The sequence below is a fragment of the Antarctobacter jejuensis genome, assembly GCF_052266595.1.
In the GTDB taxonomy this organism is placed as follows: domain Bacteria; phylum Pseudomonadota; class Alphaproteobacteria; order Rhodobacterales; family Rhodobacteraceae; genus Antarctobacter; species Antarctobacter jejuensis.
Map to the genome: position 1 here is coordinate 82,581 of NZ_JBQQXJ010000019.1, position 17,290 is coordinate 99,870.

The 17,290-nt window shown below is 64.3% G+C and carries 16 protein-coding genes; 10 read left to right on the forward strand and 6 right to left on the reverse strand.

Annotation, left to right across the window (positions count from 1 at the left end; translation table 11 throughout):
* Positions 1–121 precede the first annotated feature (121 nt).
* A complete protein-coding gene (locus ACTXGA_RS21095) occupies positions 122–1,678 on the forward strand; it encodes a trimethylamine methyltransferase family protein (protein WP_443396696.1) in 1,557 nt (518 codons plus the stop codon).
* Here the strand turns inward: ACTXGA_RS21095 and ACTXGA_RS21100 are convergent.
* From ACTXGA_RS21100 to ACTXGA_RS21120, 5 genes are read right to left on the reverse strand one after another with little or no spacing between them, the layout of a single operon-like run.
* Positions 1,675–2,703 (reverse strand): trans-3-hydroxy-L-proline dehydratase, encoded by a 1,029-nt coding sequence (locus ACTXGA_RS21100; RefSeq protein ID WP_443396697.1) that lies wholly within the window; start codon positions 2,701–2,703, stop codon positions 1,675–1,677. The genes ACTXGA_RS21095 and ACTXGA_RS21100 overlap by 4 nt on opposite strands.
* Before the next feature lie 36 nt (positions 2,704–2,739).
* The gene (locus tag ACTXGA_RS21105; protein ID WP_443396698.1) at positions 2,740–4,080 is read right to left on the reverse strand and encodes an NAD(P)/FAD-dependent oxidoreductase; all 1,341 of its coding nucleotides are present in this window, start codon (positions 4,078–4,080) and stop codon (positions 2,740–2,742) included.
* Positions 4,077–5,573 carry an aldehyde dehydrogenase gene (locus ACTXGA_RS21110; RefSeq protein WP_443396699.1) on the reverse strand — a complete coding sequence of 499 codons (1,497 nt, stop codon included), beginning with the start codon at positions 5,571–5,573 and terminating at the stop codon, positions 4,077–4,079. The genes ACTXGA_RS21105 and ACTXGA_RS21110 overlap by 4 nt, the downstream gene beginning before the upstream one ends.
* Positions 5,570–6,493, reverse strand: a complete 924-nt coding sequence (locus tag ACTXGA_RS21115) for a dihydrodipicolinate synthase family protein (RefSeq protein ID WP_443396700.1) — start codon at positions 6,491–6,493, stop codon at positions 5,570–5,572. The genes ACTXGA_RS21110 and ACTXGA_RS21115 overlap by 4 nt, the downstream gene beginning before the upstream one ends.
* An 8-nt stretch (positions 6,494–6,501) precedes the next feature.
* On the reverse strand, positions 6,502–7,212 hold the full coding sequence (locus tag ACTXGA_RS21120) for a GntR family transcriptional regulator (protein ID WP_443396701.1): 711 nt from the start codon (positions 7,210–7,212) through the stop codon (positions 6,502–6,504).
* A 164-nt stretch (positions 7,213–7,376) separates the two neighbouring features.
* Between ACTXGA_RS21120 and ACTXGA_RS21125 the strand changes: the two genes are divergently transcribed.
* The 9 genes from ACTXGA_RS21125 (at position 7,377) to ACTXGA_RS21165 (ending at position 16,195) form a co-directional block, all read left to right on the forward strand.
* The gene (locus tag ACTXGA_RS21125; protein WP_443396702.1) at positions 7,377–8,327 is read left to right on the forward strand and encodes a GlxA family transcriptional regulator; all 951 of its coding nucleotides are present in this window, start codon (positions 7,377–7,379) and stop codon (positions 8,325–8,327) included.
* A gap of 276 nt (positions 8,328–8,603) precedes the next feature.
* Positions 8,604–9,767 carry a nucleotidyltransferase family protein gene (locus tag ACTXGA_RS21130; RefSeq protein WP_443396703.1) on the forward strand — a complete coding sequence of 388 codons (1,164 nt, stop codon included), beginning with the start codon at positions 8,604–8,606 and terminating at the stop codon, positions 9,765–9,767.
* Complete coding sequence (locus tag ACTXGA_RS21135; protein WP_443396704.1) at positions 9,764–11,434, forward strand: ABC transporter ATP-binding protein; 1,671 nt, start codon at positions 9,764–9,766, stop codon at positions 11,432–11,434. Before ACTXGA_RS21130 ends, ACTXGA_RS21135 begins: the two co-directional genes overlap by 4 nt.
* The gene (locus ACTXGA_RS21140; RefSeq protein WP_443396705.1) at positions 11,431–13,320 is read left to right on the forward strand and encodes an asparagine synthase-related protein; all 1,890 of its coding nucleotides are present in this window, start codon (positions 11,431–11,433) and stop codon (positions 13,318–13,320) included. Before ACTXGA_RS21135 ends, ACTXGA_RS21140 begins: the two co-directional genes overlap by 4 nt.
* Before the next feature lie 65 nt (positions 13,321–13,385).
* Positions 13,386–13,562 carry a hypothetical protein gene (locus ACTXGA_RS21145; protein WP_443396706.1) on the forward strand — a complete coding sequence of 59 codons (177 nt, stop codon included), beginning with the start codon at positions 13,386–13,388 and terminating at the stop codon, positions 13,560–13,562.
* Between the two features lie 107 nt (positions 13,563–13,669).
* Positions 13,670–14,536, forward strand: coding sequence for a phosphoenolpyruvate carboxykinase (ATP) (locus ACTXGA_RS21150; protein WP_443396707.1), 867 nt, complete (start codon positions 13,670–13,672; stop codon positions 14,534–14,536).
* Positions 14,537–14,597: 61 nt separating this feature from the next.
* Positions 14,598–14,876: a PqqD family protein gene (locus tag ACTXGA_RS21155; protein WP_443396708.1), complete on the forward strand. Its 279-nt coding sequence runs from the start codon at positions 14,598–14,600 to the stop codon at positions 14,874–14,876.
* 3 nt (positions 14,877–14,879) lie between these two features.
* The gene (locus ACTXGA_RS21160; RefSeq protein ID WP_443396709.1) at positions 14,880–15,293 is read left to right on the forward strand and encodes a lasso peptide biosynthesis B2 protein; all 414 of its coding nucleotides are present in this window, start codon (positions 14,880–14,882) and stop codon (positions 15,291–15,293) included.
* Between the two features lie 158 nt (positions 15,294–15,451).
* On the forward strand, positions 15,452–16,195 hold the full coding sequence (locus ACTXGA_RS21165) for a glycosyltransferase family 2 protein (RefSeq protein ID WP_443396710.1): 744 nt from the start codon (positions 15,452–15,454) through the stop codon (positions 16,193–16,195).
* Between the two features lie 97 nt (positions 16,196–16,292).
* Here ACTXGA_RS21165 and ACTXGA_RS21170 read toward each other — a convergent pair.
* A partial coding sequence (locus ACTXGA_RS21170; protein ID WP_443392418.1) for a UDP-glucose dehydrogenase family protein occupies positions 16,293–17,290 on the reverse strand: 998 nt, incomplete at its 5' end.

Below are 17,290 nucleotides of genomic sequence, written 5' to 3' on the forward strand. Positions count from 1 at the left end.
CAGATTTCGATCTCACCTGACATGACCGGGGCGGACATGTCGTATCCGTCCCCGATTTTTCGCAATCATCCACGCCGCCACGTCACGGTGCGGGCAGTCTCTGGTCAATCAGGAGACGCCCATGAACGCACAATCGCCCAAGCCCCGCACCCGCTCTGGCGGCCGCGCCGCGCGCCGGAGCATCCGCGCAACCCGCGACATCACGATGCTGCCCGGCCTGACGAACACCCTGCCCCTGTGCGAGGTGATGGACGGCGCGCAGGTAGAGCGGATCGACGCCGCCTCGATGGACATTCTGGAAAACGTCGGCGTCATGTTCCGCGACCAGATCGCGCTGGAGGACTGGCGCAAGGCGGGGGCAAGGGTCGACGGGGAAATGGTCTATCTGGACCGTGGGCTGGTGCGTGAGCTGATCGCCTCCATCCCGTCCGATTTCACCTATCACGCCCGCAACCCCGCCAACAACGTCCGGCTGGGCGGCCGGAACGCGGTCTTTGTGCCGATGACCGGCGCGCCCTACCTGCGTGACCTGGACGATGTGCGCCGCAATCCGACGCTGGACGATCTGGCGACGTTCCACAAGCTGAGCCACATGTCGCCCGCGCTGCATTCCACCGCGCATCACATCGTCGAACCCTACGATCACCCGATCAGCCAGCGTCATCTGCGCATCACCTACTCATCGATGAAATATTCCGACAAGATGTTCATGGGCATGACCACCTCGCCCAAGAACGCCGAGGACGTGATCGAGATGTGCGCGGTGCTTTTTGGCGAAGAGTTCCTTGAGACGCACCCGGTCACCACCGGCAATTGCAACGGCAACTCGCCCCTCGTCTGGGATGAAACCATGCTGGGCGCGATGCGCGCCTTCTGCCGTCGCAACCAGCCGGTGCTGTGCTCTCCCTTCGTGCTGGGCGGTGCCAACACCCCGGCCAGCGTGCCCGCAACCGTCGCGCAGTTGAACGCCGAAGCGCTGAGCGCGCTGGCCTATACGCAGGTGATCCGCAAAGGCGCGCCCGCGATCTATGGGCACTACCTGTCCACGGTCAGCATGAAGTCCGGCGCGCCGATGGCCGGAACCCCGGAAATCAGTCTGATGAACTTCATGATCGGCCAGATGGCGCGGTTCTACGATGTGCCCTGGCGCACCTCGAACACGCTGGGCGGGGCAAAGACGTTCGACGCGCAGGCGGGCTATGAATCGGCCACGACGCTGTCCTCTGTCATGCATTCCGGCGCCAACTATATCTGGCATTCGGCAGGCTGGAATGAGGCCGGGATGCATTGTTCCGTCGCCAAATTCATCGTGGATGCGGAACAATGCGGCATGGCCTACCGCATGGCCGAGGGGCCAAAATGGGATGACTTTGATCAGGCTCTTGCAGCGGTGCGCGACATTGGCCCGGGCGGTCACTACCTTGGCCACCCGCACACGCAAGAGAACTTTCAGACGGCCTATTTCATGCCGGAGCTGTTCGACAACAACTCGATCGAACAATGGGTGGCGGACGGGTCAAAAGAGATCACCGCACGGGCGCTGGAACAGGCGCGCAAGATGCTGGACGAGTACGAAGAGCCGAAGCTGGACGAGGCAAAAGACGAGGCGCTGCGCGACTATATCGCCCGGCGCGAGCGTGAAATCCCGGCGGCCGACGCGCTGAACCAGGACCATTAACGCGCGCCCCAGGTGTCCGACAATCGATAGCCCTGCGGCCAGGGGTCGGACGGGTCCAGCATGTGCTGGTGCATGCCGGTGATCCAGCCGCGCCCGGAAATTTCTGGCAGGATCGCGGGGCGATCGCCGACGCGCGTCTCCCCAAGGATCTGCCCGCCGAACCGCGAGCCGATCAGCGACCGCGCCGTCAGTCGGTCGCCGACGGCCATCTGACCCCGGGCATGCAGCACCGCCATGCGGGCCGATAGGGCCGTGCCGGTCGGGGAGCGGTCCACCTTGCCGGGCTGGATGGCGACCGCCGCGCCGACTTCGGGTCCGTCCGGCCCGTCTGTCATCGGTCCGGCGAACAGGCAAAAGGAAAAGTGCCGCCAGTCGGGGTTTTCGGGGTGGTGGAATTCAAGCTGCGCGTTTGCGGCATCGGTGATCCGCACACCCAGCCGGGCAATGTCATGCGCCTCATCCTCATGCAGCGCCATGCCCAGCGCCGCCGCGTCAACGATGACAAAACTGTCGCCGCCATAGGCGGTGTCCACGGTCAGCGTGCCAAGCCCCTCGACCTCCAGTTTCGCGTCCAGCGCGCCGGCAAAGGACGGCAGGTTGCGCACGAAGATGCGCTCTGCCTTGCCGTTTCGGCACTCTGCCCGGACGCGCACCACACCGCCGGGGGCCTCCAACACAAGATGGGTTTCCGGCTCCGTCATCGGGACAATTCCGGCGTCCAGCAGCACGGTCGACACGCAGATCGAGTTCGAGCCGGACATCGGCGGCGTGTCCTCCGGCTCCATGATGATGAAGGCCGCCTGCGCTTCGGGGTGGCGGGGCGGGACAAGAAGGTTCACATGACGGAACACACCGCCGCGCGGCTCATTCAGGACAAAATTGCGCAACCCCTCATCGCGGGCGATCCATCGGCTCTGCTCCCATAGGGTTTCGCCGGGAGGTGGCAAAACGCCACCCACGATCACATCGCCAACTTCGCCCTCCGCATGGGCAGAAATCACGTGGATGGTCTTTGTGCTGCGCATGGCGCGATCTCCTGCGGGATTCGCAGGAACCCTGCATTATTCGTGACGCGCGCGCCATTCCTTCCAGCGCAAAAGCGCATTGGCTCCGATCTGCCGGAAAGGCTGTGGCGGGAGGGGTTTGGGACGGGCCTCTGCCGTGAAGTGCGCGGTGATCGCGCTGCCATGGCCACAGGCCAGTTCCGCCGCCGCGATGCCGGTCAGGGTGCCGCGTGCAGTGCCCAGACCATTCTGAACACAGCCCGTGTAAACGCCGTGCTCGATCTCTCGTGTAACGGAAACGCCGTTCAGGCTGAGGCACAGGTGCCCGGCCCATGCGTGTTCCATCCGCATCCCCGCCAGTTTCGGAAAGCGGCTGTCGAATTTGCGCTGCATGATGCGGGCGGCGCGCGTCAGGTCGGCCCTTGTGGGCGTCATGTTCGGACGCAGGGTGGCGCAGGTGCGCACGATCAGCCGGTTGCCCCCCTGCCCGCTGTCGATCCGGCGCACGGTGGTGCCCATCGGATCGGACGGCGTGATGCCCCAACGCGGGTGGCCTCCCAGACGTCTCAGCGCCTCGGCGTCCAGTTCCGGGGTCATCACGGCATAGAGAAAGAGCTGCATCAGCCGCCCGCGTTCAACGCCAAAGCTTTCAAGGTGGCCGTTGACCGTCAGGATCACGCGCGGGGCGGTGACTGTTCTGTTCGGTGTCTGGACCTGCCAATCCGTTCCGACAGGTTGAAACCCGGTGACGGGTGTCTCTTCGCAGATTTCGACCCCAGCGGCGCGCAGCCCCGCCGCCAACCCGCGAACATACCCGGCAGGTTGCAGCATGACAGTGCCCGGCGTGTAGAGGCCCGACCGGTAGTGGTCCGATCCCGTCATGTCGCGCATCGCCTTCGCATCCAACACTTCGCTGGGTTCACCAAGGGTGCTCAGGTGTCTGGCATAGCTGACGTTATGTGCCTGTGCGGCCTCACTGACTGCGCCGTTCACCTTGCCCGCGCGATCAAAGAAATTGGCGTTAATGCCGTACTCTTCGACTGCGCCAGCGGCAAAACCAATGGCCTGCCGGTTGAGCGCGATCATCGCCCGGTCATCGCCTGCGCCTGCATAATCCTCGGACTGCAGGTCATGCGGCAGGTCGATCATGAAGCCGGAGTTGCGGCCCGCAGCGCCCTCTGCCACGCGCCCCGCCTCCAGCACCACAACCTTTGCGCCGGGCTGCAATTGCGTCAGGCGGCGGGCCGCCGACAACCCGGCAAATCCGGCCCCGACGACAACGAAATCCGCCGTCGTGTCCGCCGTCAGAGGTATGGCCGCAGGCGGCGGCCCAAGGATCGCGCCCCAGGCGGCGGGGCCCAGATGCACCGGCAGACGGCGCGCGGCGAAGCCCGTCAATCGACAGCCTCCTCCGCATCGTCGGAGAGGTCGATCCAGATCGTTTTCAACTGTGTGTACTGGTCATGGGCGTGGATCGAATTGTCCCGCCCGCCAAAGCCGGACTGCTTGTATCCACCGAAGGGGGTCGAGATATCGCCCTCTCCAAAGCTGTTCACCGTCACCGTCCCCGCCCGCAGCATCCGCGCCCCGCGAATAGCCCGCTTGGCATTGGCAGTGAAAAGAGAGGCGCAGAGGCCATAATCTGTATCATTGGCGACGGCGATGGCCTCATCGAAACTGGACACTTCGATCACCGACAGAACTGGGCCAAAGATCTCTTCCCGGGCCAGCGCCACGTCATTTCCCGGCACCTCGATCACCGTGGGTTCGAAAAAACCGCCCTCCGCTTTGCCGCCAAAGACCACGGTTTCCGCCTGTTCCAGATATCCGCAGACCTTGTCGTAGTGCGCCTTGGAGACCAGCGCCCCCATCCGCGTTTCCGGGTCCAGCGGATCGCCCACGGGCCATTCGCGGGCATGGGCGGTGATGCGGTCCAGCAGGTCCGCCTTGATTGCCTTGTGCACGATCAGACGCGACGTGGCGGAGCAGTTTTCGCCCATGTTCCAGAAGGCACCATTGACCACATGCGCGGCAACCCGGTCGAGATTTTCGGCGTCATCCAACACGACGGCGGGGTTCTTGCCGCCCATCTCCAGCACCACTTCCTTGGCGTTGCTTTCCGCCGCGTAGGACAGGAACCGCTTGCCGGTAACAGTGGAACCGGTGAAGGACACCATGTCGATGTCCATGTGCCGCCCGATGGGTTCGCCCACCTCTGCCCCGCCGCCGGTGACAACGTTCAGCACACCGCGCGGCAGCCCGGCCTCCATGGCCAGTTCGGCCACGCGCAGGGCGGTCAGAGAGGTTTCCTCGGCCGGTTTAACGACCACGGAACAGCCCGACGCCAGCGCCGGAGCGATCTTCCACGCCAGCATCAGCAGGGGGAAATTCCACGGCAGCACCAGCCCCACCACACCGATGGGTTCACGCACCACCATGGCGATGTGATCGTCGGAGGCAGGTGAGACCTGATCGTAGATCTTGTCGATCAGTTCCGCGTGCCATTTCAGGCAATGGATCGTCTCGGGCACGTCCACGGTTTCGCAATCGCAGATCGTCTTGCCGCTGTCGAGGCTTTCCATCACCGCCAGTTCGCGGGCATTGCGCGTCATCAGCTTGGCCAGCCGGATCAGCACCTCCTTGCGCGCGCCCGGATGCAGGCGCGACCAGCGGCCATCCTCGAAGGCCTCGCGCGCCTTGGTCACGGCGAAATCCACGTCCTCGGCCTCACAGGCTGCAACCTGCGCCAGATCCTCGCCGGTGGCGGGGTTCACGCTGGCGAACGTGTTGCCAGAGATCGCCGGACGGAACGCGCCGTCGATGAAGGCCCCGCTGGGCAGGTCCAGACCGGCGGCCAGCGCCTTGTATTCGTCTTTGGTCAGCAAGCTCATTTTGTGCCCTCCGCCTGAATTCCGGCGATTGTCGTCTTCAGCACGCGGACCACCTGTTCCAGCGCGCGCTTGTCATCCTTGTTCAGCGCTTTCAGCGGCGGGCGCACGACCGAACAATCGATCCCGGTCATCGTCACGCCGTGTTTGATGGTCTGGATGAATTTGCCGCCCTGCTCCAACACATGCATCAGGGGCATCATCGCGGACATGATCCGCCGCCCCTTGGCAAAATCACCCTCGACCACGCAGGCTTGATAGAGTGCCACGTGTTCGGCGGGCAGAAAGTTCGATCCGCCGCACACCCAGAAGGGCGCACCCCAGGCGAAGAACTCCAGCGCCTGATCGTCCATGCCACAGCCCAGTTGGATGTGCGGATAGTCGCGCGCCAGAAGGTGCACCCGGTTGATGTCGCCAGAGCTTTCCTTGATGCCGCAGAAATTCCGCGATCGGCCCACACGGTCCAGAAACTCTGTGCCCATCATCGTGCCGGTGCGGCCGGGGTAGTTGTAGAGCATGATCGGCAAGTCGGCCGCCTTGTCGATGGCCAAAGCGTTCAGCGCGTTTTCGCGGTCCGTCGGCACGGCATAGGGCGGGCTGGCCAGCAGGATGGCATCGGCACCCATGGCACGCGCCGCTGATGCCAGCGCCACGCTGTCAGAGGTCAGCATCGCGCCGGTCCCAATCACCACCGGCACGCGTCCGGCGACCTTGTCCACCGTAAAGCGCGCGATCTCGATCCGCTCCTCGACCGTCTGGGCATAGTTCTCACCGGTTGATCCGCCGGAAATCAGTCCGTGAACACCCTGCCCGATCAGCCAGTCGATCACTTGTTCCAGCGCGTCCCAGCGGACGGAGTTGTCCCCGGCAAAGGGGGTAACGACGGGCGTATATATCCCGTCAAATCGAAAACGTGGGGTCATGCGGATACTCATGCGGTTGTGGAGCGGGGCAGTTCGCCAAGCGGCAGGTCAAGCCCGTCGGGCATGACAAAAAGTTCGATCTGACCGCGCGACAGGGTCCAGTGCTCATCGGCCAGTTCGGCGGCGCGAGTTTCATTGCGGTCCTGGATGGCCGCTATGATCTCGTCATGCTGGCGGCAGGCCTTGTCGAGATTGTCGACCATGCTGGGTGATTGCGGGCGGTAAAAGGTGGTGCCGATGCGCGCGTGATCGATGAGCAGGCGGTGAAATGAGGGCAACAGGTAGATGTTGCCCGCCATCTCACCGGTGATTTCATGGAATCGGTTGTTGGCCAGCGCCCGGTCCATCGCGGTCCCCTGCCGCAAGGCCGTCCGGAACTCCTCCTGCGCTGCCTTGAGGTCCGCAATCTGTTCAGGCGTCGCACTGCGCGCGGCAAGGCGCAGGACCGCGCCGTAGATCATCGGCGCGGCGACAAAGAAATCGCGCAGGGTGGCAAAGGACATGTCCGTCACGCGGGCCGAGCGGTTTTCGCGCAGTTGCACGTATCCTTCCCCGGCCAATTGGCGAAGCACCTCGCGCAGCGGCGTGCGGGACAGGCTGAACGCCTCGGACAGGCGCGCCTCGTCAATGTCGCTGCCCGGGGCCATGCGGGTCGACAGGATTTCCATGCGCAAATGGTCGTAGAGAATCGTTTTGGCCTTGCGGCTGTCCGTTGCCATGGCGCTGTCCCTTGTGTCGTCCCGGCATTTCTGCCCCTGTCCGCTACAGTATTGCGTGAAGAAAATAAAGTCTGCATAAAGTTGGGCGACAGATACAATACAGATGCGACACCACCTGCGCCGCCTCCGCCTGTCAGTGCCGAAAATCCGCCGAAAGACCCGTCATGAAACCGCAACATTTCACCTTTCTGCTGATCGAGGATCACACTCACCTGACCCTGTCCTGCGCGACAGAGCCTTTGCGGATCGCCAACATGATCAGCGGTCAGGAGCTGTATTCATGGTCCTTCGCGTCCGAGGACGGGGTTTCTGCGACCGCGTCAAACGGGGCGGTAACCCTTGTGCAAAACGACTTTGCCATGCTTCCCAAGAGTGACCGGATCTTTGTCATTCCGGGCCTTGGCATGACCGATCACATCACGCCCCCGCTGCTGGCCGCGCTGCGGCGGGCGCGCACCACCGGCGCAAAGGTCGGCGCGCTGTGTTCCGGGGCGTGGATCCTGGCCGAGGCCGGATTTCTGGACGGGATGAAGGCCGCGATCCATTGGGAATACCACGACGCCTTTTCCGAGAGGTTCCCTGAGGTATCGCTGGTCCGCAGCGTCTTTGTCGCCGATGAAAAACATGTCACCGCCTCGGGCGGCACCGCCACCGCGGACCTGATGCTGCACCTGATCGAACAGGATCACGGCTATGACCTGTCGGTCGCGGTGTCCGACATGATGGTCTATGCCGGGGTCCGGGAGGCCGATGCAGAGCAGCGCGTTTCCTTTCAGTCCCGGTTCGGCATGCGCAATCCGCATGTCGCCAAGGCCGTCAGCATGATGCGGGAACAGCTGGAAGATCCGATCCCGCCAATGATGATCGCGCAGGATCTGGGCATTTCGGTGCGGCAGCTGGAACGGCTCTTTGGCCGGTATTTCAACACCTCGCCCAGCCGCTACTACATGGAATTGCGTCTGGATCGGGCGCGCAACCTGCTGATCCAGACAGAGATGTCGATCTCGGAGATCGCGGTGGCCTGCGGGTTTCACAGCGTCGGCCACTTTGCCCGCCTGTACCGCAAATCCTTTGGCATGGCGCCGGGAGAGCAGCGCGGGCGGATTTCATCCTGAGGCCGCGCCCGACACTTGTCCATTGTTGCAGCCGTCAGGTCCGCTATACACGCCTCCACGCTGATCGAGGCCAGTTACGTTCAGGGTGTCGATGTTGCCCGTTTACCGGTTTTCAGACCTCAGACCGGGCCGTTATCAGGCTCGGCTTTCAAGGCCGCCGATGCGCATGCGATACTCCCGCCCGGTTCGGTCGGCATTCCGGGACCGCCACGCGTGACCGCAGTTCGGGCCCAACGCGATGGTGACACGCGGCCGGAAGGTAAAAGGGAAACCCGCATGGATCATTCGGAGCAACTTACCGACATCGATGCCTGGCTTTCCACTTGCCTGCGCTCTGCCCTGTTTGGCGGTGAAGGTCGGCCGCCCGTCCCGTCCGGCGACCTGATCAACCGGATGAGGTATCACGGGATCGTCGGCACGCTGGCCGAGGACCGCCCACTGATGGACAGCCTGCCCGCCGGGCTGTCCAAGGAAATTCAGGACGTGGCGCGCGGTCTGGCGTTTCAGGAATTGGCGCATCAACGCATTCTGACCCGGCTGGCACCGGAATTTGCTGCGGCGGGGATCGAACCGCTGATCCTCAAGGGCACGGCGATGGCCTATTCGGTCTATGACAATCCCGCCCTCCGACCGCGGGGCGATACGGATATCGTGGTTTCGCCGGGGGATTTCGAACGCGCGCAGGAGGTTCTGAAAGCGGGTGGTTTCTCGCTGGCCTTCGTGCCCGGCGGGCGGATCGTGACCTCGCAGTGTTCGTATCATCTGCGGGACGGGCACGGGCTGTACCATGTGATCGACCTGCACCGGCAGACGAACAATCACGCGGCGCTGGCCCGCCTGTTCCCCTATGCCGAGTTGCGGGCAGAAGCCCAACCGCTGCAGCGTCTGCATGCCGCTTATCTGCGCCCCGGCCATGTCGATGCGATGCTGTTCGCCTGCTACCACCGGTTCATGCATATCGGCGCGCCCATCACCGTGGCGGGCACCCAGCATCACAGCGAAAACCGTCTGATCTGGCTGCTGGATCTGGTCCGGATCGCAAAAATCTTTTCCGAGGCGGATTGGCGGACATTCGTGGCGCGCGCCCGCGACAAGGGACTTTTGCGGATCTGCCATGGCTCGCTAACAGCGGCGCGCGACTGTGTCGGGCTGCAACTGCCGGACGACGTATTGCCCGCGCTCGACTCCGCCCCGCAAACTGAAGACCCGGTGCGGTTCCTGCGGGCGGGGCGGGCGGGCAAGCTGCTGGCCAATCTGGCCGCGACGCCCGGTCTGGGGCAGAAAATCGGGTTCTTGCGGGAAACCGCCTTTCCCCCGGCCGCCTATATGCGAGCCACCTTCGGCACACCCGGACAGAACCAATCTCTGGCGCAGTTGTATCTGCGACGGGCGGCGCGCGGTCTTGGCGCCCTGATGCGAAAAGGGGGAACCGATCTGTGAGACTGAGCCGCATCCTGCAGTTCGGCGTCCCCTACCGGACCGGCCTTGCAGCCGCGCTGGCGTTCCAGTTGATCGAAACCGGCACCGCGCTGATGATCCCCTGGGTAGGAGGCCAGCTTGTCGGCGGGCTGCTCGACAGTGCGGCGCTAGGGATCGCCCCGGTCGCGCTGGGACTGATCGGGCTGTTTGCCTTGCGAACGGCCCTGAGGATCGCAAGCGGGCTCGTCATCCTGACCATCTTCGAGCGGATACTGGCCGACCTGCGCACCCGTCTCTACACCCACTTTCAAAGCCTGCCGGTCCGTTATTTCCACGACCGGCGCCCCGGCGACCAGATTACGGTGCTGACCCGCGACGTGGACAGCATCGCAAATTTCCTGACCGGCGATCTGGTTTCGGTCCTGCCCACGGTCCTGACGCTGATCGGCGCGATGGTCCTGATGCTGCGTCTGGATCCGGCGCTGGCCTGGCCGGTTGCGATTGCCGTGCCTGTCTTTGTCCTGATCACCAAACTCGCCTACCGGCCGATCCGCAAAATGGCACGGGATCAGCGCGACACCTATGGCGCGGCCATCTCTCTGGCCGAGGAAAACCTGGCCATTCTGCCCGCGATCAAGACCTTTGCGCAGGAAGCGCGCGAAACCGCCCGCTATACCCGCCTGATACATCGCCACCGGGATCTGGGGATCCGCGTAGGCCGGATGCAGATCGTGACCGGCCCGGCCTTGCGGTTCATCGCGGCGGCTGCGGTGATCATCCTGATGTGGATCTCTGGCGAGCGGGTGCGATCCGGCGAATTGCCGGTCGGCGAACTGGTCAGCCTGCTGCTTTATGCCGGTCTGCTGACAGAGCCCATCTCGGGGCTGGCCGGACTCTGGGGCCGGACTGAGGCGGTGCGCGGCTCACTTGAACGGTTTGACGCCGTCCTCGATGAACCGGCTGAGGATCTGACCACGGGTCTGCACCCAGATAGCACCGCAGGCGAGATCCGGTTCGAGAACCTGTCGTTTTCCCACCCCGGTCGGCAAGGCACGCTGGACGGGGTCAACCTGACCGTTCCGGCGGGGCGGGTGCTGGCCCTGACAGGCGCAAACGGCGCGGGGAAAAGCACGCTGGTCGACATGATCCTGCGGTTCAACGAGCCTGATGCCGGGCGGGTGCTGCTGGACGGGAGGGACATTCGGGAGCTGAACCTTGCCGCGTTGCGGGGATTGATCGGCGTGGTGCCGCAGCAGACGCTGCTGTTTGACGGAACGGTTCGGGAAAACATCGTCTTCGGGCGGCCAGATGTGACCGATGAGGCGTTGGCGCAGGCGGTTGAGCTGGCCCGCGCGGCTGAGTTCATCGACGGATTGCCCGATGGGCTGGACACCACCATCGGGTCGCGCGGGGTGCGCCTGTCCGGCGGACAGCGGCAACGGATCGCGTTAGCCCGCGCCTTGGTCAAGGATCCACCGATCCTGATTCTGGATGAGCCCACGGCCATGTTCGACCCGGAGGGCGAAGCGGCCTTTGTCCATTCGGCGCGCGAGGCGCTAGCCGGGCGAACGGTCATCCTGATCACCCATCGCCCGGCGAGTCTTGCGCTTGCCGATGTCACGGTGCGCCTTGCGGCAGGGCGCATCGTCCCAACCGATGACCCCGCGATCGGAGCAGACAAGCCATGAGCGGCATCTGCGGGTTTCGGGACCTGACCGGCGCTGCGCTGCCGCCTGATCCCTTGGCCCCCGCCATGGCACGCCTGCGCCTGCGCGGACCGGACGGGGCGCAGGTCTGGCAGAAAGGCGCGGTTGAGCTGGGCCACACCAGCCTTGTCACCACGCCGGAGGCGGCGCTGGAAGCCCTGCCGTTGCGGCATGAGGAAACCGGTTGCGTGATCACCGCCGATGCGCGCCTGGACAACCGAGAGGCCTTGTTGACAGCCCTTGGGCCGGACGGCCCGGGGGGCAACACCGGCGACGGCGCGCTGATCCTGCGCGCCTACCTGCGTTGGGGTGAGGGCTGCGTTAACCACCTTCTGGGCGATTTCGCCTTCGCGATCTGGGATCCCCGGCGGCAGGCGCTCTTTTGCGCGCGGGACCACATGGGCATGCGGCAGTTGATCTATAATCACCGGCCCGGCGCGCATTTTGCCTTTGCCACCGAACCGCGCGCACTGGTTGCCATGGACAGGGTGCCGATGCGGCTGAACGAGGCGCGGGTGGTGGATTTCCTTGACGGCGCGCTGGAGGCCATCGACGACGAGGTCACCTTTTTCCAGGACGTACTGAGGCTGCCCGCCGCGCATTGCCTGACGGTTGACAAAAACGGCCTGCGACTGCGGCGCTATTGGCGGCTGGACCCCTGCGACCGGCTCGACCTGCCGTCGAACGAAGCCTACGAAGAGGCTTTTGCAGAAGTGTATTCGCAAGCTGTGCGATGCCGGTTGCGCAGCCCCGACACGCCCGGCCTGCTGATGAGCGGCGGGATCGATTCCACCTCTGTCGCGGTGACGGCGGCGGAGCTTCTGGCCGGCTCTGGCAGGGGGCCGCTGCGCACCTTTTCCGGCTGCGGCACAGACCGGGAGCGGGTCGAGACGCGCCTGATCGAGGAAGCCATGGCAATGCCCGGGTTGGCACCCACAGCGATCCGGCATGACGCCCCGCCGCCCTGGCTGTTGCCCGCCCTGCGTGCCCGGCTGGACGATCTGGAAGAGCCGTTCGATGGCTACATGATGATGATCGCCGGGGCATATATGGCCGCCGCCCGGTCTGGCGTGCGCGTCATGCTGGACGGGGTTGGCGGCGACACTGCGTTTTCGTCGGGCAACCTGCTGACCCATGCCCTGCACCGGCGGCGCTATGGCGATGTGGTGCAATTCGCGCGGACACGCGTTCAGGAAACCGGGCGGTCCAGCGCGTTCTGGCAAACCTTGGCGCAGGCCGCTTGGGTCGGGTTGGCGCCGCAGGTCCTTCGCCAATGGCGCAAGGACCGGCAGAACCGGCAGTCAATTCAACATCGGGTCAAGAATAGCCTCGTTTCCCCGGAGATGATCCAGCGCCACGATCTGGCCGCGCGCCACCTGCGCTATCAGCAGCATCATCGTCGGGAGGGACACGGGCAGGCGCACCACCGGGCCGCCGCGATGACCTCTCCCAACCTCGTGGTGGCCCGCGAACGTTATGACCGGATTGCAGGTCGGCTGGGGATCGAACCGCGAGACCCGTTTTGCGATATCCGCCTCCTCACCTTTTGCCTGTCCCTGCCAGAGGACCAACTTCGGCGCGGTGGCTACAAGAAGCACACCCTGCGACGCGCAATGGCGGGGCGGGTTCCCGACTCGATCCGATGGCCCCATGTCCGCGACCATCACGGGTATGATTTTACCAAGGCGCTCTTTGCAGCCGCCCCGGAGCTGCAACATGGCACATTCCACTGCTCGCAAAGCACGCGGCGGATCGTCCGGTCGGACGTGGAGCAGCTGATTTTCGCTGGACAGGCTGAGTATGACCTTGATTTTTGGGGCGCAGTTGTGATGTTCGATGCTTGGAATTGCTCTATCGGGAACAAGTGACACGGCGAAAACTGTGTTATGGTTGAACCGAGAACTCATGAATAAACGCAAGGTGGAAAATGGTTGTGAGTTATGACGCGGGCCGTGAAGGCAAAGAGAGTGGTCGACAGGCTTATGCCTCGCCGAAACTTGAAGTTTTCGGCGAAGTGTCTGCCCTGACAGCAAGCGGCTCTCTCAACATCGAGGAAAACTCGGGTGGCGGTGGCGGCAACCTGAAAAAAGACGGAACCCCGCGGCCCTGATCCGCTTTGCCACGATGTTTTGCCGTGGCCCGCTCGGCGTCTGATACATGACGCAGCCGTCCGAAAGAGTCCGGCGCGTACTGTTGCGTGCCGGTTGGGATACGCATGTGGTTGACGCGCCCCGATATGGGGCTTGCGATCTTACCCACCTCTGGACCGACAGCTACGCCTCTTTGACGGTCTCCGGCGTCCGCGATGATCCCGACACGCTATCACTGAATTTCCTTGGTCTTGCCGGTGCCGAAGTGGCGCGGAAGGCGCGCGTCGTTCGGGCCTTTCCTCTGGTTTCCGACCTCGATCCTCATACTAATGAGCATTTCACGATGGACGTGCTGTTGCCGCGGGTGCTGGCCCATGACACTGCGCTTGTCCTGCACGGCGCGCTTGTCTCTCGTGGTGATGACGCCGTCTGCCTGATCGGGGACTCCGGGCGCGGCAAATCAACACTGTCGGCGGCGATGCGCGGGGCCGGTTGGGCGTTTCATGGCGATGATGCGCTGGAGATCCGCCAAGAGGGCGCCGCCATCACCGCCCGGGCCACCTATCACAGCCTGCGCCTGTTTCCCGACTCCCTGAGAAAGATATTCCCCGAAGCGCCGTCCAATTTGCCGCGTATGGCTGACTATCTGGACAAGCGACGTCTGGACCCACAGAACGCGGCTGTACCGGCAGACACGCGCCTCCGTGCGATTTGTGTTTTGGGGCCGGATCGCGGCGACGGCGCGGTTTTGGCGGGATCGCTTGGGCCAAGGTCGCTGTGCATGACGCTGTTGGCGCAAAGTTTTGCGCTCGACCCCTCCGATCCGCTTGCGGCACAGGTCCGTCTGACAGCCGCCGGATCCGTCGCCGGGGCGATGCCCGGTCACGCCCTGACCTATCCGCGTGACTACGCCCGTTTGCCAGAGGTCATCGCCACCATCGAGGCGCTGCTGGACACAGCCCTGCCGAGCGACGGCCAAACACCGCGCGGCTAGCAGTGATTGTCGGGGCAGACGCGCTTTGGTAGCGTGATGCCTGTGCCCGGAAGGACCCGAAATGGACGACGCCACCCCCTACAAGACCCATCCAGACGTGGTTTCGACCGCAACCGGCGATGAGCTGGTCCTGCTGAGCTTCAAGACCGACACCTACTACGGGCTCAACCCGGTCGGGGCGCGCATGTGGGACCTGTTGGGTCAGGGGGCCTCCGTCGATACGCTGTGCGCCGCCTTGCTAAAGGAATACAGCGTTTCCGAAGAGGTGCTGCGCGACGATGTCCGGGCGGTGATGCGGGATCTCGACGCCCAGTCGCTGATCGTCGCGCAAGCGGGTTGACCCGTGTCGGTCCTGCGCAAGATCACCCTCCGTCGCCTAATCGATGTGGCATGGGCGATGGTCCTGCTGGGCAGGGCCCGGCTGCGGACCCGTCGGGGCGGCCTTGCAGAGGCGGCCCAAAGCGGCGATCAACAGGCCCCCTGGCCCCCGTTAACAGATGCCCAACGCCAGGCCATAGACCGCACCACCTGGGCCATTGCGGTGGCAGCGCGGTTTGTGCCGTGGCGCAGCGATTGCCTTGTGCAGGCCCTTGCGGCGCGTGCAATGCTGGCCGCCCATGGCGTCGACAGCCGATTGGTCATCGGGGTGCCCCGGCAAATGGGCGACCGGTTCGAGGCGCACGCCTGGCTGCTCAGCCACGGGGTCACGGTGACCGGCGGGCAAGTGGCGCGCTACAACGCCTTCCCCGCAAGCTGACGTCAATCGCCCACTGGATTCCTCACGACTGGTCGCTGTCTGTTGGCACATTTCAAAGCAGTCATCACTGTGTTAAGCCGCTGCCCGGAACCTGTCGGGTCGCGCCTGCGATCCTGCGGGACCCCCGTTCCGCCGGTCCTGTCGAAAGAGAGTGAGACGTGATCAAGATTTCCGTTGTCACCGCCGTCTACAATCGCGCCGCAACGCTGCCGGATGCCTTGGAAAGCGTGGCCGCGCAGGACTATCCGAACGTCGAACACGTTATTCAGGATGGCGGGTCCACGGATGGCACGCTGGACCTGCTCCAGCAGCACATGCGGCCCGAAATCGCTCTGGTCAGCGAGCCAGACGGCGGCATCTATGACGCGATCAACAGGGGCATTGCCCGCTGTACGGGCGATGCGATCGGCCTGATGCACTCCGATGACTTCTTCGCCAGCCCACAGGTGCTGAGCAATGTGGCACAGGCGCTGGAAGATCCCGCCGTGGATGGCGTATATGGCGATCTGGACTACGTGGCGGAGGCGGACACCAACCGCATCATCCGCAAGTGGCGGTCGGGGACATACGATGCCCGCGCGCTGCGCCGTGGATGGATGCCGCCGCACCCGACTCTTTACCTGCGGCGTGAGGTTTATGAGCGCTGGGGCACGTACGACACAAGCTACCGGATCGCGGCGGATTACGACGCGATGCTGCGTTATCTGGTCAAGGGCGGCGTGCGGCTGGCCTATGTCCCCGAGGTTTTCGTCAAGATGCGCGTCGGCGGGGAAAGCAACAGGTCGCTGTCGAAAATCCTGCAGAAAAGCCGCGAAGACTATCGCGCCATCCGCACAAACGGCGTTGGCGGGATGGGCTGCCTGCTTCGCAAAAACCTGTCCAAGGTTCGGCAGTTCCTCTGAGGCGGCACCCCGCCATCCGCATAGGATGGCAAGGTCCCTGCACAGATGCGCCCCGCCTGTGGACAGGCAGGGCGCATCAAGGGGTGTTTCGCTGGTCTCAGACCTCGAAACCGGCGCGTCCGATGCTGTCATAGGCGGTGAAGCCGGCCTCGCGGGCGGCGTCGGGGGTGTAGATGTTGCGCAGGTCGGCCAGTCTGGCGCTGGCCATGCCTTTGGCCAGCCGGCCAAGGTCCAGCGCCCGGAACTCGTTCCATTCGGTCAAGATCACCAGCAGGTCCGCGCCATCGGCGGCGGCATAGGGGTCCTCGGCCCAGGTCACGCCCGGCAGCAGGTGTTCGCCCTCGCGTCGGCCCTGCGGATCGACCACCGTGACCTGCGCCCCGCCGCCCACCAGCGCCGGCACGATGGTCAGCGAAGGCGCGTCGCGCATGTCGTCGGTGTTGGGCTTGAAGGTCACCCCCAGCACCGCGATCTTCCTGCCGTTGAACGACCCGTCACAAAGGTCCACCAGCTTGTCGATCATCCGGCGCTTGACCTCCTCGTTGACCTTGATGACGGTCTCGACGATGGAAATCGGCGCGGCGTGTTCCTGCCCGATCCGGGCCAGCGCCTTGGTATCCTTGGGAAAACACGACCCGCCATAGCCGGGGCCCGCGTGCAGGAACTTGTTGCCGATGCGACCGTCCATGCCCATGCCCCGGGACACGGATTTCACGTCCGCGCCAACCTTTTCGCACAGCGCCGCGATCTCATTGATGAAGGTGATCTTGGTCGCGAGAAAGGCGTTGGCGGCGTATTTGATCATCTCCGCGGATTCCAGATCCGTGGTCACGATCGGGAAATCGCGCAGGTAGAGCGGGCGGTAGATGTCGGCCATGACCTGGGCGGCGCGCTCTGTCTCCACCCCCACGACAACGCGGTCGGGCTTCATGAAATCGTCGATCGCCGCCCCTTCGCGCAGGAATTCGGGGTTCGAGGCGACGTCGAAATCGAGATCGGGGTTGGCGCGGGCCACCACCTCGCGGACCTGCGCATTGGTGCCCACCGGCACCGTGGACTTGGTGACGACGACCACGTAATCCTTTGCCGCGCGGG

Coding starts and splice junctions, on each gene's coding strand:
- ACTXGA_RS21155 (WP_443396708.1), top strand. CDS start 14,598: ATGGACGACGCCACCCCCTACAAGACCCATCCAGACGTGGTTTCGACC.
- ACTXGA_RS21120 (WP_443396701.1), bottom strand. CDS start 7,212: ATGGCAACGGACAGCCGCAAGGCCAAAACGATTCTCTACGACCATTTG.
- ACTXGA_RS21130 (WP_443396703.1), top strand. CDS start 8,604: ATGGATCATTCGGAGCAACTTACCGACATCGATGCCTGGCTTTCCACT.
- ACTXGA_RS21100 (WP_443396697.1), bottom strand. CDS start 2,703: ATGCGCAGCACAAAGACCATCCACGTGATTTCTGCCCATGCGGAGGGC.
- ACTXGA_RS21095 (WP_443396696.1), top strand. CDS start 122: ATGAACGCACAATCGCCCAAGCCCCGCACCCGCTCTGGCGGCCGCGCC.
- ACTXGA_RS21125 (WP_443396702.1), top strand. CDS start 7,377: ATGAAACCGCAACATTTCACCTTTCTGCTGATCGAGGATCACACTCAC.
- ACTXGA_RS21115 (WP_443396700.1), bottom strand. CDS start 6,493: ATGACCCCACGTTTTCGATTTGACGGGATATATACGCCCGTCGTTACC.
- ACTXGA_RS21140 (WP_443396705.1), top strand. CDS start 11,431: ATGAGCGGCATCTGCGGGTTTCGGGACCTGACCGGCGCTGCGCTGCCG.
- ACTXGA_RS21110 (WP_443396699.1), bottom strand. CDS start 5,573: ATGAGCTTGCTGACCAAAGACGAATACAAGGCGCTGGCCGCCGGTCTG.